Raw genomic sequence first — 17,929 nt, forward strand, 5'->3', positions numbered from 1 at the left:
TTATATTTTCCGCATAGTTTCATTGATGGTAGGTAAAAATCTCATAATATTTTAGGGTAAGTAAACAGGTTTTAAGCCAAAAGGAATTTCGAAAAGTTAAGAATATAAATCTGTAACTTAGAGGGGTTATAGGATCTTCAATATTTTATTATGCTTCCCACGCAAAGGTACTTTCTTAAGTAAGACAATCTTTAATAATATTTGTATACACTCTATGATAACAGGAAACTTTAACGAACTTTTGAATAGATCTATACTTTAATCTTGAAATGCAAAAGATGATATAGAACAGTTCGTTTCCAGTAAATTGATGATAGACGAAATTTTTTATACCGTATTAAAATCAACAGGTTCATGGATGAGAGCTGTTATTGTAGGGAAAAGTCTACGATGTTTATGAGTTTTAGAAAAACCTGAAAAAAAAGAGTTTTTAAAACCATAAATTTTAATAGGAACGACCTTTATTTTATCAATGGTCATAGTGCTTTTTTCAGAATCCGCAACGATGTTTTTTGTTACAGAGATATTTTTTTCGAGAAAAATAACAACAGGCTTTTTTTGCATTTCTGTATTTGTAAAATAGTGATTTGTGAGCGGTTTTGTGAGATCGATAGGAAAAACATTTATATATTTAGTGAATAGACGCATCCACCAAAGTTTCGCAGTATGAGCATTAACAACAATAACTGGATTGCGCAACTTTGTTATTTCACAAATAGCTAGAGCCAGAGAAACATTAAGAAAAGATACATGATTAAAAGCAAGAATAGGATATTTTTCAGCTTTGGAAAAATTTTCCAACCCTTTTACGTTTAAACGAAAAAAGGTTCGAAACAAAATAAAAATAAAGTCTACAATAGGATTTCTAGGAAAATATTTTACTATAGCAATTGTATTTATTAAAGAGCTAATACCAATAATAAGAACTATTCTATCAATTGAAGCACCAAGATATTGAATAAAAGTAATAATACATGATCCTATAACTATAACAGCAGCATTGAGAATGTTATTAGCAGCAATAACACGCGCTCGTCTATGAGGTTTGGCCCAAGCTTGCAATGCGGAAAATCCAGGAACAACAAGAAAAGTACTTGAAACTGCTGCTAGAGCAAAATCAACGATAATATGTAGTAATTTCGGATGAGAAAAGAAATCAATAAGCGTTTCAGCTTTTAATCTAGGATCAAGATTATTAATAACAATACTTAAGTCTATGCAAACAAAGGCAAAGACAAACATTCCTATAACTGTTAATAATAAGTTAATTCGTTTCGCGGAAAGCCAAGCTGACATTGCAGATCCAAGAGAAGAAAAAATGGCAAACAATGTTAAAAACAGAATAGTTCCATTTGGAAGGTAATCGAGAGAAGCAGAAAGCATTGGAATGATGGTTAAGAATGTGGCGGCTACAAATAAAAACCACGAAATTATCAAGCTTGCAACCAGTAAGGGTTTTTCTTGAATACAGTCTTTAAGAACAGATTTGGTAGAACGTATGATGTTATAGTCAATAATAAGATCCGATTGCGCAGGAATATTTTCTGGCATAAAACAACTTGTCGCCCACGAAAGTATAGCAAAGATAATTATAATGAGTGCCGAAATAATTTGCATTTCGTTTTGAAAATCGAAACTAATACCAGCCCATAATGTTCCTAGTAAAATAGCAATAAGAGTTGCTGTTTCTACCCACGCATTGGCATGTGGTAAATGAGACTTTGCTATATGGTCTGGTAATGCTGCATACTTAATGGGTCCAAAAAATGCTGAAGCAGAACTAAGAATAAATAAACATATCATAAGTAAAGTGATAGAAGATAATAAGAGAGAGACCACGGTTGCTAAAGCGATAAAGAGAGTAAAGAGTTTAAGCAAACGAGCAACTTTTGCTTTATTAAAGCGGTCAGCTAATTGACCTCCTATTGCAGAAAATAAAAGAAAAGGAAATGAAAAAATACCATTTGTTAAACTAATAAGGCTTGATTGGTATTCTAAAGCACCACATGTGATAATGAGGAAAATTAAAGTATTTTTAATAAAATTGTCGTTAAAAGCAGAAAAAAATTGGCACAAAAACAGAGGAGCAAAAACGCGCGAACCCAATAAAAAAGAATGATCATCTGCGCTTAGAAAATTTTTTTGAGGAGTCGAATTCTTTTTATTCATTTTTCTTCTCTTTACCGTTTAATCATATACTCTGTAAAAGAGTATAGCTCTCTTCTCAAGAAAAAGGGAAAAATGTACTGTGTTTTTTGCTTTAAAGTCAATAAAGATTTGTATTTTCTGTCTGAATGAATAAATATAAACAGGTAAAAAAAGCAAAAAAACTTTTAGTATGAATTGTAGATTTGTACATACCATCCACCGTTCAATTTTAAAATGCATGATGTTTTTCGAATAAGTATAAGAGTATAAAAATAACAGGAACGGGATAATTTTATATTACATTTGGCAAGAGAGCGGTTTTTAATTACTTACCGATAAAGTAATGAATTATTGAAATGATAAAAGAATTCTATATCAGAATAAGCTTTAATATTTGAGCTATGGAATTTTATACAGAAATTGAAAGAGAGAAACATAAATCTAAAAGAGATAATCTTTTAAAGGCAACAAACTAAGAGTTTTTCTAAATCAAAATTTATAAATAAAAGCCGACAACATATCGTTCTCTTTAGATACCATTATTGAAGAGCAATATGTTGAGAAGGGGAGAGCATTCTTATTCAGAAGAAGGGCTATGGGGAGCGTTTTTGCTTTTAATCCAGATATGCAATTCATCTATAAGGATAGCAATGACACCGAGCGTGATAAAACTATCAGCAAGATTGAAAATGGCAAAATAAAGAATATCATCGATATGAAAGAGAATATAATCAGTAACATGGTGAAAACGCATACGATCAATAAGATTGCCTATTGCTCCACCAATGATGAGGGTAAGACCAAAACGCATTAAAGATCTATTATATGCAGTATTTTTCCATAACCATAAAAGGAACACAATAATAGCAAGTGTAATAGCAATAAGCCCCCAGTGAGAAAAGGAAGAAAAAAACGAAAACGCAATACCAGAATTACGCACATGGTAAAGGGAAAGAAAAGGAAGAAGCGGATTTATTGTTCCAAGAGGCATATTGTGTATAACCCAATATTTGACTGCTTGGTCAAGTCCTACTGTAACGATCAAGCCAAGAAGAAAAAAAAGCAGTGATTTTCGTATCATATTCTGATTTCTCATGGTTCTAGTATTAAATAAGGACGGCGGATTTCATAAAGCATGATAGCGGTTGCTACCGCGAGATTAAGTGAGTCAGCACGCCCGCTTTGTGGAATTCGTGCAAGCTTACTGCAATGATTTGCAAGAGATTCTGTTAACCCCTGTTTTTCATTTCCCATGAGCAGTATAATGGGACCGTTTTTAAAATCAATTGTACGATAATCGGTAGATCCTCTAAGATGTGTGCCAACAATCATGCCTTTGAAGTGATCAGACCAGTTTAAAAAAGCACTTTCATCACAATGATAAAGTGGTATAGAAAAAATTGATCCCATCGTTGCACGGACTGTTTCAGGTGAAAAGGGATCTGTTGTTTCACCAATCAAAATAACGCCTTTAGCGCCTACGGCATCAGCGGTACGAATGATGGTGCCAAGATTTCCAGGGTCACGCACCCGATCAAGTGCAACATAAACATCCTCAAGCTGTTCTTTGATTGTTTCAAGTGGTTGCCACTGTTGTTTGAAGATACCAATAACTGTTTGTGGATTATCACGCCTAGTCAGTGATTCCATCACTTTTTGTGAAGCTTTAATGACAAAACCGCCATTGGCTACAGTGCGTGCTGCGGTGTTTTCTATAGCGGTATTACCAATTTTGCTTTTCGAAAAAACGAGTGTTTGTATCGTCCAACCGAGATTGAGAGCATCAATGACCAATTTCAATCCTTCTGCCATGAAAAGACCTTCTCGATTACGGTTTTTTTTCTGGTTGAGTACACGCAGGTCTTTGATAATGGGATTGCTAATAGAGGTGATTTCTTTAACCTTACCAGTTTTGGGTATACACATGTTCAAGCAATCCAACGGCTAAAAAGAGAAGTAGAAAGGGCGCGCCCAGCGGTTTCTTCACGTAAAATCAATTCTCCTGATTCGAGTGTGCCACCAAAATTTATGAATGTATCGCGCATTAAAGTGTGAAGGGCATAGAAAGAAGCACGAATGGAATAAGCAGTAAGTACTATAGCAAGAGGTTTTTCAGAGAGAAGTTTACGACAGTTTGTGATCATAGCTGGTAAATGATCAAACAATTGCCAAATTTCACCATGCGGACCACGTCCATAAGCAGGAGGATCGAGAAGAATCATATCATAAGTTTTTTTGCGACGCAGTTCACGTTCGACAAATTTTATGGCATCATCACAAATCCAGCGAATAGGATAATCTGATAATCGTGCTCTTTCTTGATTTGCTTTTGCCCAAGCAATGGCCTTTTTAGAAGCATCAACATGTGTAACATTGGCACCAGCACGTACACCAATCAGAGAAGCAATACCTGTATAGCCAAAAAGATTAAGCAACTTGATAGGACGTTTAGCTTTAACAATTTGTTCTTCCATAAAGCGCCAATGAGCATCTTGCTCAGGAAAAACTCCCACGTGACGAAAGGAAGTAAAACGACCTAAAAAAGGTAAATCGTTCCAAGAAAGTGGCCAAGTTTCACCAAGTGTTTTTTTAGGAAAATGCCAACGACCAACACCTTCTTCATCGAGGTTTCCTGTGAAAATGGCGTCAACATTAGCCCACTGCTTTTGTGATAAAGCGGGTTTCCATAATGCTTGGCCTTCTGGTCGAATAATGCGGTAAGCTCCATAACGCTCTAATTTTTGTCTGTTACCAGAGTCAATGAGAGCATAATCTGCACTTGACCCTGTTTCTAAAATAACAGGTAAGTTCTCCTGCGGATATCTATCATTGTGGTAAGATTGAAAGAATTGTGCAGGCATATTCGGTATCACTATACAGTTTTTTACAAGTTTATATTACAAAGCTCTTCACTTTTTTCCAAGAGCACAAAGAATTAAAGTCCATTAAATCATGTATAGAAAAAAGAAAAAGGGCACTTTTTATTCTGTATTGAATCAATAAAGAAAAGATTTCACGAAGATCATACCATATCTGTAATTGATTTTTTTAGTTTTTCAAGCTCAGCTTTACTTTTTTTGAGGGCTTTTTTGCATTTATGATATGCAAACCAATTGCTCAAGCTTCCCAGTAAAATACCAAGACAGAAAAAAATAAAGAGCCATATAAAAAAGGGAGCGTGGTAAGTAAAATTTTCCGAGTTTGTTTGAAAAGGATCAAGCGTTAATGTAACCATTTGACGATTAGCTACGATAAAAGCAAGCAGAAGCATCGTAGGGATTAGCAAAATAATCACAAAAAGGACACGTTTAATTGTCATAAATTTACTCATTGATTAAGTCGATCACGCAAATCCTTGCCAGTTTTGAAAAAAGGAATCCATTTTTCTTCAACAACAACAGCTTCACCGGTTCGTGGATTACGACCGTTACGGGCTGAACGACTTTTGACAGAAAAGGCTCCAAATCCACGCAGTTCAACACGATTGCCATTTGCGAGCGCTGTTGAAATTTCTTCAAAAATAGCGTTTACGATATTTTCCACATCACGTTGAAAAAGATGTGGATTTTGACGTGCAATAATCTGTACAAGCTCTGATTTAACCAAAATAGCCTCACTTTCACACAAAAAAAATTTCTATAACTGTGCATCCCATGCACGCACATTACAATATATAAACATATAACCGAATGAAAATAAAACCAAGAAAAAACAAATTGCGAGAAACAAAATTTGAAAATACTTTTTAGAGAGGTTATACAGGTTGAAAGACACGGAACATTTAAGAGATTAGGAAAGTATGTCCGTACACAATAATTATGAAGCTTTTTCAACACAATCGTCTTTAGTGGACGTTTTTAAAAAAGCATCCCGTCATTCGCGTCGTATTATCATATTAAAGTTTTTTTTACCTCTGTTGGCATTTGCAGCAGCACTTTCTTTTTGCTGGTTTACATTTTTCTTTACGCCGATTGCTTCTGAGCCTGTAACTTTGAATAACGAAGAAGAAGGAATAACAAAATTAACAATGCTTAATCCCAAATTAGAAGGTTATACGCGCTCTCATGAACCTTATTGGCTTAAAGCAGAAAAGGCATTTCAAGATCGTACACGTTCTGGAACAATTGGGCTGCAAAACATTACAGCTGAAGCGCTTGTTGGCAAACAAAGACGGGTTTTTCTTGATGCACAAGGGGGATTTTACGATAATATCAATGGTTGTTTACAGTTGGATAAACCATTCACCATTACAACCAATGACGGAATGATTGCACAATTTATGGCCGCAAATATTAATTTATCTGAAGGGAAATTAAATACAGATCAACGTGTCAATATTCAGCGTGCAGGTTTTCATCTTTCCGCAAATGCTTTGCAAGTTCGAGAAAAAGGACAAAATATCTATTTTCATGGTGGTGTGCATTTAGTGTTTGATAAGCAATAAGATCACATCAGTACGAACCATAAATGATTTTTATGTAAAAGAAATATGTGTATCTGTGAACAGAATAAGAGTGAGAAGTAATGAAATGAAGCTGAGGGGATCATACAAACAATGGATGTGTAGGACTTTGGCTTTAAGCCTAGGAATATTAGAGGTTGGAACAGTTTTTGGATATGCTGAAGCCGCCCATTTTGGCATTAATTTATCAAATGACAAAGAACCGGTAGAACTTTATGCCGATTCTTTAGAAATACGTGATAAAGAAGGGATAGCGCTCTTTAGTGGTGATGTTTCTGTCACACAAGGTGATCGTCTTTTGCGAACAGCAAAATTAGTCGTTTACTATGATAAGATTTATAATGCTGCCGATAAAATCCAAGCAGATACAAAGGCATCATCGCCTGCTTGGCTTGGTTCAACGGGTGTTAAGAAAATGGAAGCTTTAGGGAAGGTTTATATAAAAATTGCTACACAAGTTGCTACGGGTGATAAAGGCGTTTTTGATGGCAAATCAAAAATAATGAGCTTAACAGGAAATAATGTTGTACTAACCGATGGTGATAATGTAGCAACAGGGTGCAAATTAACGGCAGATATGAAAAGCGGAAAGGCTTTTCTAGAAGGTTGTGAGACGTCTAAGAAAAAGGGCCGTGTTTCTATTATTTTTAAACAAAGTGAAAAGAATGGCCATTAATGTTTCATGTTTGGAATCAAAAGAAAAAACAGACAGATAGATCTGGCCTAGCAAGTGAAGCTTTTAGAAAGCGCTTAAAGGGAACTTTAATTGCCAGTCATTTGATTAAAGTTTATCGTGGAAGACAGGCTGTTAAGGGAGTTTCTTTTGGCATTCGTACCGGAGAAGCTGTCGGCATTTTAGGTCCTAATGGCGCGGGAAAAACGACATGTTTTTATATGGTTACGGGGCTTATTAAGTCTGATGGAGGATCTATTAAAATTGACGGATTTGATATCACCCATCTTCCGATGTATCGCCGTGCTCGTTTGGGTATCGGCTATCTTCCCCAAGAAGCCTCTATTTTTCGTGGTCTTTCGGTAGAAAATAATATTAAAGCTGTTTTGGAGATCGTTGAAAAAGATCGCTATAAACGACGTGAAGAGTTAGATAGTCTTTTACATGAATTTAAAATTGATCATTTACGAAAAATGCCAGCACTTTCCTTATCTGGGGGGGAACGTCGGCGACTTGAAATTGCACGCGCTCTAGCTTCTCGTCCCAATTTTATGTTACTAGATGAACCATTTGCAGGAATTGATCCTATCGCTATTTTTGATATCCAACAGCTTATTCGTCATTTAACAAGACGTGGAATTGGTGTTTTGATAACTGATCATAATGTACGAGAAACATTAGGGCTTGTCGATCGTGCGTATATCATCCACGCTGGTCAAGTATTAGTTCATGGTGGTCCTAACGATATTATCAACAATGTTGATGTGCGCAGAATTTATTTAGGCGATCAATTTTCTCTCTGATTTTACATTTTTTATGCGTTTTCATTTATCCTTACACAAAACAACATAATAAACATGAGTGCTGTTTCTATCCATTCATGAAATCAAACATATTCATGAGGGGAATAGGGAATTTTATGTGATTCTTTATAAAATATGCTCAATACATATTTTTACCATACAATCAAAAATTTATTGCTTCGTTACAGAAATTATGACGATGTTGTGAAGAGTTTGAAATAAAAATAGCAGATACAATTGTTTGAGGAATATAGCAAAATAGGATTTTACCATTGTGTTAGACAATAAAGTTTTTTAAAAGATATGGTTCATATGACTCTTTCTGAAAGCATCTTAATTTGTTCTCAAACTTTTTTTATAATCATAGCCTTAAATAGATTTTTCTAAAGAGTAGAAAAAGTTCTCATAAAGATGGAATGGTTTCATTATTTTATATTTTTAGTTTGCTTTTGATTATATCATGGAAAAGATATCACTAGATTAACCTTATAATGAATGGTAAATGGGGCTGTAAATGGATACGTATGTTGTTAGAAGGTATATAGATATTAATAATATTTTTCTCTTTTGAATCAAACAACAGATCGATAATACTGTTTCGGATATTTTGACGGTAACACCATGGGTTATATATATTATGGTTATCAAGTAGGGTTTGTGATATTTCGTTTGCTCGCATTGCGTATTTAAAGTGGGTATACAGCTATGGGTATCAGACCAATCTACGAATCTCTTTAAAATAACTATTGGCTGATTTAAAGCCTTTGAGATTGTCGTAATCTGGCATAGTTCAAGCTGTACAGTATTTATCAAAGCAGAGTGCCGTTTTCCTCTATATTTTTGTTATTTCATAAAAGTTAGCTCTAAAAGACAAAGGAAGATGTCGTAAGGAATGGTACACTAACTGTTGTAATGAAAGGATAGATAAATTTATGGATGATGGCTTTTGTTAGGATTATAGGGAAATTAATTTTATGGACAATGTCATTTCCTCATTTTCTCATGCTGTTAATTAGAAGCTGAATGATTAATTATTGTTGCGCTAAGAGTGATAGGAAATGAATTGAGCCATCACCCATTATAAATTGAAAAGTAGTATCACATGTGATGATGCAAGAAAATGCAAGGACTTTAGAGAGCACGGTTTACGAGTTTGTAGGTGAGCATTTGAGCATGTAAAGGGAAAATTAAAGTATGAATTTGAGTGAGTTAATTGCACCGGAAGCAATTATTCCGGCTCTTAAGGCGAATTCGAAGAAACAAGTTCTGCAGATTTTAGCTGAAAAAGCTGCTGAGCTGACAGGTCTTAATGAACGTATGATTTTTGATGTTGTTTTACAACGTGAAAAATTAGGCTCAACGGGTTTAGGAGGTGGTATTGCGATTCCTCATGGAAAACTACCGGATATTGACCAAATTATTGGTATCTTTGCACGTCTTGAAAGTCCAGTTGATTTTGAGGCTCTTGACGATGAACCTATAGATCTTGTTTTTCTCCTTTTAGCGCCTGAGAATGCAGGTGCAGATCACTTGAAAGCTTTGTCGCAAATTGCGCGTGTTTTACGTCATGCTGATGTTATTCAAAAATTGCGCAACACCCATGATTCTAATGGGCTTTATGCTTTACTGATTCAAAATTCAGAATCGAATGCAGCTTAAAGGATGGTGTGGTGTATTGTTGCCAATAGTGCACCACAGTGCAGGCTAGAAGATAATATAATTCGTATTTAAAGAACTAAAAACTGTGGAATTTGACATGTTTCTTTATGAGATGTATTTTCAGGGTTTTGTAGTAAATTGTTTGCGGCAAAAGAGTGCAGTTTATTTCTTGGTTGGGTGATGGTACATTTTTTAGATTCCAATTGCTTAAGGAATAATTTTTTACAAGAAAAAACATTGGTCGCATAAGATCAAAATGATGTTTTTTTAATCTTGTTGTTGAATAAAAAATTCATATTTTTGTAACAACTAAGAGGTCATAATTAAAAATTAAGAAATTGTTCAAATGAACGTGGAAATATTTTGTTTATTGAAAGGATTGTAACAACGACGTTGAAACATCAACGAGTTTTTGTTGAGCTTTTCCGATGAAAAGAATCTTGTTAGAAATTAAAGAAGTGAGCTAAGTGAAGATGTTTAAAAAGACTGTTATTGCTGTATCTGTAATGGTTCTGGTTATTGCTGGAGGAGTGTGTGCACAAACACCAAGCCGTTTAAATCAATTTGAAGCTTGGGGAGCCTATTCTTATAAATCGCCCCAAAATACTATTTGCTATGTGTTGTCAATACCTTTACAGTCTCTTCCAACAACAGTTAATCATGGTGATAACTTTTTTTTGCTTACTAAGCGTTCTCATTCGCCAGTTTCATTTGAACCACAATTCATGGCGGGTTATCCACTTAAGGAAGGATCAAAAGTTACAGTCACTATTGGAGATAAGAATTTTAATTTTTTCACGAAAGATTCATCAGCTTGGCTATCCTCATCGGAGTTAGAGAAACAGCTTGTTTCTGCTATGCGTGCTGGAAAGAATATGACAGTGAAAGCACTTTCAAAACGGGGAACTGCTACTACCTATACTTATTCCTTAAAAGGGGTAACCGCTGCATTAAATGCGGCTCAGAAATGCCATTAAGGCCTTTCAAACTCTAACCGATGGTATAAATTGGAAAACAATGGCTATTTCTTATGATCTTAAACCTGTTGGCTTATGTCCGGTACGGGGAAAAAATCATCTTATGGTGAAAGAGAATTCTAAGTTCTCTTTAATTGGTTTATCTCAAGATGAAATGATACAAGCTTTAAAAGAAGTTGGTATACCAGAGCGCCAAACGCGTATGCGTGTACGTCAGCTCTGGCATTGGCTTTATGTGCGTGGTGTTTCAAATTTTGATGAGATGCGAAATATTTCTAAACCCATGCAAGAGATGCTTAAAAACCATTTTTCCATTGCACGTCCAGAAATTGTTGGGGAACAAATATCAAAAGATGGTACGCGTAAATGGCTTTTACGTTTTCCAGCTCGTGGCGCTGGGAGACCTGTGGAAATTGAAACGGTTTATATCCCTGAAGAGGGGCGTGGTACTTTGTGTCTTTCATCGCAGGTAGGTTGTACGTTAACCTGTTCTTTTTGTCATACGGGAACACAAATACTTGTTCGCAATCTCACAGCAGAAGAGATTTTAGCGCAATTACTCGTCGCGCGTGATTGTTTGGGTGATTTTCCTGATAAGAATACGCCTGATGGGGCAATTGTTCCCGTTGAAGGGCGTAAAATCACCAATATCGTGATGATGGGGATGGGGGAGCCGCTTTATAATTTTGAAGCAGTCAAAAAAGCTTTATTGATTGCGTCTGATGGAGAGGGGCTTTCTTTATCAAAACGTCGGATTACGCTTTCAACCAGTGGAGTGGTTCCTGGTATTATCCGAACAGGAGAAGAAATTGGCGTTATGTTAGCGATTTCACTCCACGCGGTGCATGATTCACTTCGGGATATGCTTGTTCCAATCAATAAAAAGTATCCACTTGCTATATTAATGGATGCTTGCCGTAATTATCCAGGTCTTTCCAACGCCAAACGAATTACATTTGAATATGTTATGTTGAAAGACATAAATGATAGTTTGGATGATGCTAAGAGATTAATTCAATTATTGAAAGGTATTCCTGCTAAGATTAATTTGATTCCTTTTAATCCATGGCCGGGAAGTAATTATCAATGCTCTGATTGGGAACAAATTGAACGTTTTGCTGATGTTGTTAATCAAGCGGGCTATGCTTCGCCTATTCGAATGCCGCGCGGGCGCGATATTTTAGCAGCGTGTGGTCAACTTAAGTCAGCTTCAGAACGTTTACGTAAATCTCAACGTTTGCAGCTTGAAGAAGCATTAGGTAGTTAACAAACTCAATGTCCAGTTATAAGAAGATGGAGGGCAAAGCTGGTAAAAGTACCTGCGATAAGCCAGTTAAAAAAGCGCATATAAAGAGGGTTTTGTTTGAGACTTTTGAAAAGTTTATGAGCCATAAAAACCGTAGAAATTGTGATGGGCAGAGAAATAGGAATATAAGAAAACCCTAAGATGAGCAGTTTTTGTGTTGCCATGGGGTCATTGGCATTAATAAATTGTGGTAAGAAGGTTACGTTAAAAAGAATAACTTTAGGATTTAAAAGATTAATTCCAATACCAGCAAGATAGTTACGTTTGGAGCTCTTATATTGAGATGAGGTTTGTTCAATAGAAAATGTTGAATGCTTACGTAATGCTTGAAGGGCAAGCCATAAAAGATAAAAAGCACCGGCGATTTTAAGAAGAACAAAAGTATGCGGTGAAGCAAAAATAAGAGCCGATAAGCCAAGAGCTACAGCGGTAACTTGAATAGCAAAACCTGTTGCACTCCCAAGAGCGCACATAATTCCAGCTTTTTTACTTTGTGTAATGGTTCGTCCTATAGAAAGCATCATATCTGGTCCCGGAATAAGTGCTAAAATCAACGATGCCACAGAAAATTGTATCAAAATAGGCCACTCAGGAAAAAATGACATGCAAACCTCTTTAATTATAGTGTAAAGAGGTTCAGATAATTTACACCTCTTACAAAACGTGCTTTTTTACACCTTTTTGTATTTTTTTGCATCTTTTAAATGTTGTTCAAAAGAAGTTTATTTGCATAGTTTTTAATCTCTAAATTAAAAAAACGGAATTTTAAAATGAAAAAGTGGAAAAATATGAGAAAAGTTGTTTTAGCCTATTCAGGTGGCTTGGATACGTCCATTATTCTGAAATGGTTACAAAGTGAGCTAGGTGCTGAAGTTGTAACTTTTACAGCCGATTTAGGACAAGGGGAAGAGTTAGCGCTTGCGCGTCGTAAAGCTGAGATGTTGGGTGTTAAAGAAATCTATGTAGAAGATTTACGTGAAGAATTTGTGCGTGATTTTGTTTTTCCGATGTTTCGAGCCAATGCCGTTTATGAAGGGAGCTATCTTTTAGGGACATCAATTGCGCGTCCACTTATTTCCAAGCGGCTTATTGAAATTGCTAAGGAAACAGGAGCAGATGCTATCGCTCATGGGGCAACAGGAAAGGGCAATGACCAAGTACGCTTTGAGCTTTCTGCTTATGCACTTAATCCTGAGATTAAAATTATTGCTCCATGGCGTGATTGGTCTTTTAAAAGTCGAACGGATTTAATTAACTTTGCACATGCGCATCAAATTCCTGTAGCACAGGATAAACAAGGTGAAGCCCCTTTTTCAGTTGATGCAAATTTATTGCACTCATCATCGGAAGGCAAAATTTTGGAAGATCCTGCGATTCCTGCTCCTGAATATGTACATATGCGGACTCTTTCGCCAGAAGCTGCTCCAGATCAAGCAACTATAATCACGATTTTCTTTAAAAAAGGTGATGCCGTTTCGATTAATGGAAAAAGTCTCTCTCCCGCGAATTTACTTTCTGAATTGAATAGTTATGGACGCGATAATGGTATCGGCCGGTTAGATTTGGTGGAAAATCGTTTTGTTGGTATGAAATCGCGTGGCATTTATGAGACACCAGGAGGAACCATTCTTTTGACGGCTCACCGAGCAATAGAATCTTTAACATTGGATCGTGGTGCAGCGCATTTGAAAGATGAGTTAATGCCGCGTTATGCAGAACTCATTTATTATGGCTTTTGGTTTTCACCTGAACGCAAAATGTTGCAAGCTGCTATTGATTTATCTCAAGAAAATGTTGAAGGCGAAGTAACATTAAAACTTTATAAAGGTAATGTAATTGTTGAAGGACGCCAGAGCGAAAAATCCCTTTACTCTAGTCAATTGGTCACTTTTGAGGATGATGAAGGGGCTTATGACCAAAAAGATGCGGCAGGTTTTATTAAGTTAAACGCTTTGCGTTTGCGCACATTGGCAGCGCGTTCTCTAGAGCGTAAATAAATCCCATTTTTAACAAGTATAATAAAATGATATTTTCTGTATAAAATATTTTATTTTGTCATTTTTCTAACTTATCGATGTTGGCAAAGTGTTTTGCTGTCCGATTTTAAGTTCAATGTTAGAAGATTTTTTTCTTGTTGATAAGTGTAATAAGCAAAACCTAAAATAACGGCGATCAAGACACCAATAACTAAAATGAGTAAATTACATATTCATAATATTTATACTTCATTGATATAAAAAAATACAAAAGAAAGAATAGGGCAAAATCTAGTCATAACAAGACTTGATAGAAAGATTTTTGATAGCTTTTCACTTGCTATTATTGACGAATGAATTCAAGAACCATACACCATACTTTTAAAGAGTTTAATTTTTTAGGATAAAGATGATGATGCCTGATCATTGTAATGCCCTTAGCCTTACGTCAGAATTAAAAGATGCAGCTGTTCAATCAAGAGCTTGGCCATTTGAAGAAGCACGTAAGATTATCAAACGATATGAAAAAACGGGTTATCCAGAAAGTATAATATTTGAAACAGGCTACGGACCTTCTGGTTTACCGCATATTGGCACCTTTGGGGAAGTAGCACGTACCACTATGGTACGTCATGCATTCCGTATTCTCACAGAAGATAAAGTAAAAACAAAATTGCTTTGTTTTTCTGATGATATGGATGGTTTGCGCAAAGTTCCAGATAATGTACCTGATCGGGATAAGATGGAAAACTACCTTGGTCAACCGCTTAGTCGCGTCCCAGATCCTTTTGGTGATATTTATCCTTCTTTTGGAGCAGCAAATAATGCGCGTTTGCGCACTTTTCTTGATCGTTTTGGTTTTGATTATGAATTTGCCAGTGCTACCGATTATTATAGTTCCGGTCGTTTTGATGAAACACTCTTAAAAATACTTGCTTGTTATGACAAGGTTATGGCAATTGTTTTGCCTACTTTGGGTGAAGAAAGGCGTGCTACTTATTCACTCTTTTTACCGATTTCTCCATTTTCTGGAAAAGTGTTACAGGTGCCTATGATTGCTCGTAATGTTGAAAAAGGCACGGTTACCTATATTGAGCCTGAAACAGGAGATACCATTGAAACGGAAGTAACGGGGGGAAAAGTTAAATGTCAATGGAAGGTAGATTGGGCAATGCGCTGGACAGCGCTTGGTGTTGATTATGAAATGGCAGGAAAAGATCTTATTGATTCCACGAACCTTTCTTCTAAGATTTGTAAAGTACTTGGTGGAAAGCCACCAGAAGGATTTAACTATGAGCTTTTTTTGGATGAGAGGGGTCAGAAGATTTCTAAATCCAAAGGAAATGGTTTAACCATTGATGAGTGGTTAACATATGCTCCAACGGAGAGTTTAGGGCTTTATATGTTTGCCAAGCCCAAAACAGCAAAACGGCTTTATTTTGATGTTATTCCCAAAGCCGTTGATGAATATTATGCGCATCTTTCGGCTTATGGTCGTCAACAATGGAAGGAGCGGCTTAATAATCCGGTATGGCATATCCATAACGGTTGCCCTCCACAGGTTGATTTACCTGTACCCTTTTCTTTGTTACTCAATTTGGTAAGTGCTTCGAATGCAGAGAATAAAGAGGTTCTCTGGGGTTTTATTTCCCGCTACGCTAAAGGAGCAAATGCACAAACTTATCCAGAGCTTGATCAATTGGTGCAATTTGCCATTAAATATTTTGATGTTTTTGTTAAACCAAACAAAAAATTTCGATCAGCAGATGATAATGAACGAGCAACATTAAAGCAAATTGATGCAAAATTAGCTAGTTTGTCTGAAGCTGCTGATGGAAACACGATTCAAAATGCACTTCTTGATGTTGCACGTTTAACAGAACGCTATCAAGACCATAGCAAAAAAAGTCCTGAAGGGGGGCCAGGTGTTTCAAATGTCTTTTTTCAAATGCTCTATGAAGTTCTTTTAGGGCAAGAACGAGGACCGCGATTGGGCTCATTTATTGCCTTATATGGTATTGATGAAATGCGTGCGCTGATTGCTGAAGCGCTTGTGCGACCTGCGGGGGAATAATGGAAAAGCGTGTGCAAGAAGTAAAACGGCGTCGTACATTTGCAATTATCGCCCATCCAGATGCGGGGAAAACAACGCTAACGGAAAAACTGTTATTATTCGGTGGTGCTATTCAGCTTGCTGGTGAGGTAAAAGCAAAAAAAGACCGTATTCAAACCCGTTCTGATTGGATGCATATCGAACGAGACCGCGGTATTTCAGTTGTAACCTCAGTGATGACATTTGAATATGCAAATCACATTTTTAATCTTCTGGATACTCCGGGACATGAGGATTTTGCGGATGATACCTATCGCACTCTCACCGCTGTTGATAGTGCTATTATGGTGCTAGATGGTGCACGCGGAATTGAGCCTAGAACATTGAAATTGTTTGAAGTGTGTCGAATGCGGGATATTCCTATCGTTACTTTTATCAACAAAATGGATCGTGAGGCACGCGATCCCATAGAGCTTTTAGATGAGATTGAAGAAAAACTTGCTCTTGATACTGCACCAATAACTTGGCCGATTGGTAAAGGTAAAGATTTTTTAGGAACATTTGATCTTCATCATAATAGGTTTCGTCAAAAGGATGATGAGGTAACACAACAGACAGTCTCTAACCTTGATGAGGTTGCAAATTTGCTTCCCCAATATCAACGTTTGAATTTTATTGAAGGCGTAGAACTTGCACGAAGTGCTTGCAAAAATTTTGATCTTCAAGCTTTCCGTGAAGGTCATATGACACCGGTTTATTTTGGTTCTGCTTTACGAAATTTTGGTGTTCGTGATTTGATTAATGCATTGGTTGATTTTGGTCAAAGTCCTCGTGATCAGAGTGCAGATCAACGCAATATTGTTGCAACAGAATCTAAAATGACAGGGTTTGTTTTTAAGATACAGGCGAATATGGATCCTAATCACCGTGATCGTATTGCATTTTTTCGGGTATGTTCGGGGACACTTGAACGTGGCATGAAAACAAAGTTAGTCAGAACAGGAAAGCCGCTAACACTCTCAGCACCACAATTTTTCTTTGCACGTTCGCGGCAAATCGCAGATCAAGCCTATGCCGGTGATATTGTAGGAATTCCTAACCATGGAACATTGCGTATTGGTGATACCTTGACGGAAGGAGAAGATATCCTTTTTAAGGGAGTACCAAATTTTGCACCGGAAATTTTGCGTCGTGTTTGTTTGGGCGATCCGATGAAAGCAAAAAAATTGAAAGAAGCTTTGCAACAAATGGCAGAAGAAGGGGTCGTGCAATTATTTATTCCCGATGATGGTTCACCTTCTCTTATTGGTGTGATTGGTGCTTTGCAAATTGATGTTCTCAAAGAACGGCTTAAAATAGAATACGGCTTGCCGGTAAATTTTGAAACAGCACGTTTTAATATATGTCGTTGGATTTCAGCAGAAAGTAAAGATGAACTGCAAAAGTTTCTCACCAATCACCGTTCTGCTATTGCTCATGATCTAGAGGGCGCTCCGGTTTTTTTAGCAGAAAACCATTTTTCATTAAATTATGAAGCAGAACGAGCACCAAAAATAAAATTTGCTTCTTTTAAGGATTATCAAATACGCTCTGAATAAACTGCAACACATTGATTTATAAAGATAACTTATTGTTATTTATCTTGAATAAGAACCCAAAAATTGTAAGTCTCTCTTATTTTGAATCACTTAAAATCATTTGTTTGTACGTTATGGATGAAGCTGACATGTGGGTAAAATTGTACAAGAAAGGAATACACGGCCTTTTACGAACGCTTTCAAATGTTAAGGGCTATAGAAACATTGAAGACTAACACAAATAGCATAATGGTGCTCCAGCTTGTTTCTTCATAATGGTAAATATGACAGCATT

Annotated in this window: 16 protein-coding genes; 9 read left to right on the top strand and 7 right to left on the bottom strand. The window is 36.4% G+C overall.

The genetic code is table 11. The features are described from left to right. Positions 1-327: 327 nt before the first annotated feature. From ABD917_RS01120 to ihfB, 6 genes are all read right to left on the bottom strand, one after another. Positions 328-2,169, bottom strand: coding sequence for an MFS transporter (locus tag ABD917_RS01120; RefSeq protein ID WP_345118248.1), 1,842 nt, complete (start codon positions 2,167-2,169; stop codon positions 328-330). 556 nt (positions 2,170-2,725) lie between these two features. Next, positions 2,726-3,229 (bottom strand): signal peptidase II, encoded by a 504-nt coding sequence (gene lspA / locus ABD917_RS01125; RefSeq protein WP_345118249.1) that lies wholly within the window; start codon positions 3,227-3,229, stop codon positions 2,726-2,728. An 11-nt stretch (positions 3,230-3,240) separates the two neighbouring features. Next, the gene (locus ABD917_RS01130; protein WP_345118250.1) at positions 3,241-4,074 is read right to left on the bottom strand and encodes a TrmH family RNA methyltransferase; all 834 of its coding nucleotides are present in this window, start codon (positions 4,072-4,074) and stop codon (positions 3,241-3,243) included. Positions 4,075-4,076: 2 nt separating this feature from the next. After that, entirely contained in the window at positions 4,077-5,009 is a 933-nt protein-coding gene (locus ABD917_RS01135; protein WP_345118251.1) for a class I SAM-dependent rRNA methyltransferase, read from the bottom strand. A gap of 161 nt (positions 5,010-5,170) precedes the next feature. Beyond that, positions 5,171-5,467, bottom strand: coding sequence for a lipopolysaccharide assembly protein LapA domain-containing protein (locus tag ABD917_RS01140; RefSeq protein WP_345118252.1), 297 nt, complete (start codon positions 5,465-5,467; stop codon positions 5,171-5,173). Positions 5,468-5,475: 8 nt separating this feature from the next. Next, positions 5,476-5,754, bottom strand: a complete 279-nt coding sequence (ihfB, locus tag ABD917_RS01145) for an integration host factor subunit beta (protein ID WP_035009128.1) — start codon at positions 5,752-5,754, stop codon at positions 5,476-5,478. Positions 5,755-5,947: 193 nt separating this feature from the next. Here ihfB and lptC point away from each other — a divergent pair, with 193 nt between their 5' ends. The 6 genes from lptC (at position 5,948) to rlmN (ending at position 11,989) form a co-directional block, all read left to right on the top strand. After that, entirely contained in the window at positions 5,948-6,592 is a 645-nt protein-coding gene (gene lptC, locus ABD917_RS01150) for an LPS export ABC transporter periplasmic protein LptC (RefSeq protein ID WP_345118253.1), read from the top strand. Between the two features lie 85 nt (positions 6,593-6,677). Next, entirely contained in the window at positions 6,678-7,286 is a 609-nt protein-coding gene (locus ABD917_RS01155; RefSeq protein WP_345118254.1) for an LptA/OstA family protein, read from the top strand. Then, entirely contained in the window at positions 7,286-8,086 is an 801-nt protein-coding gene (lptB, locus tag ABD917_RS01160; RefSeq protein ID WP_345118255.1) for an LPS export ABC transporter ATP-binding protein, read from the top strand. Before ABD917_RS01155 ends, lptB begins: the two co-directional genes overlap by 1 nt. A gap of 1,194 nt (positions 8,087-9,280) precedes the next feature. Beyond that, a complete protein-coding gene (gene ptsN, locus ABD917_RS01165) occupies positions 9,281-9,745 on the top strand; it encodes a PTS IIA-like nitrogen regulatory protein PtsN (RefSeq protein ID WP_345118256.1) in 465 nt (154 codons plus the stop codon). 473 nt (positions 9,746-10,218) lie between these two features. Next, positions 10,219-10,722: an invasion associated locus B family protein gene (locus tag ABD917_RS01170; protein WP_345118385.1), complete on the top strand. Its 504-nt coding sequence runs from the start codon at positions 10,219-10,221 to the stop codon at positions 10,720-10,722. Between the two features lie 40 nt (positions 10,723-10,762). Next, positions 10,763-11,989, top strand: coding sequence for a dual-specificity RNA methyltransferase RlmN (rlmN, locus tag ABD917_RS01175; RefSeq protein ID WP_345118386.1), 1,227 nt, complete (start codon positions 10,763-10,765; stop codon positions 11,987-11,989). Between the two features lie 5 nt (positions 11,990-11,994). Here rlmN and ABD917_RS01180 read toward each other — a convergent pair whose 3' ends face one another. Further along, a complete protein-coding gene (locus ABD917_RS01180; RefSeq protein ID WP_345118257.1) occupies positions 11,995-12,633 on the bottom strand; it encodes a LysE family translocator in 639 nt (212 codons plus the stop codon). 165 nt (positions 12,634-12,798) lie between these two features. Between ABD917_RS01180 and ABD917_RS01185 the strand changes: the two genes are divergently transcribed. The 3 genes from ABD917_RS01185 to ABD917_RS01195 all read left to right on the top strand — a co-directional run bounded on the left by ABD917_RS01185 (position 12,799) and on the right by ABD917_RS01195 (position 17,655). After that, positions 12,799-14,025 carry an argininosuccinate synthase gene (locus ABD917_RS01185; protein WP_345118258.1) on the top strand — a complete coding sequence of 409 codons (1,227 nt, stop codon included), beginning with the start codon at positions 12,799-12,801 and terminating at the stop codon, positions 14,023-14,025. 391 nt (positions 14,026-14,416) lie between these two features. Then, positions 14,417-16,078, top strand: coding sequence for a lysine--tRNA ligase (locus ABD917_RS01190; protein ID WP_345118387.1), 1,662 nt, complete (start codon positions 14,417-14,419; stop codon positions 16,076-16,078). Beyond that, a complete protein-coding gene (locus tag ABD917_RS01195) occupies positions 16,078-17,655 on the top strand; it encodes a peptide chain release factor 3 (RefSeq protein ID WP_345118259.1) in 1,578 nt (525 codons plus the stop codon). Before ABD917_RS01190 ends, ABD917_RS01195 begins: the two co-directional genes overlap by 1 nt. Positions 17,656-17,929: the final 274 nt, after the last annotated feature.

This window comes from Bartonella pachyuromydis, assembly GCF_039543065.1.
GTDB classification, from domain to species: Bacteria; Pseudomonadota; Alphaproteobacteria; order Rhizobiales; family Rhizobiaceae; genus Bartonella; species Bartonella pachyuromydis.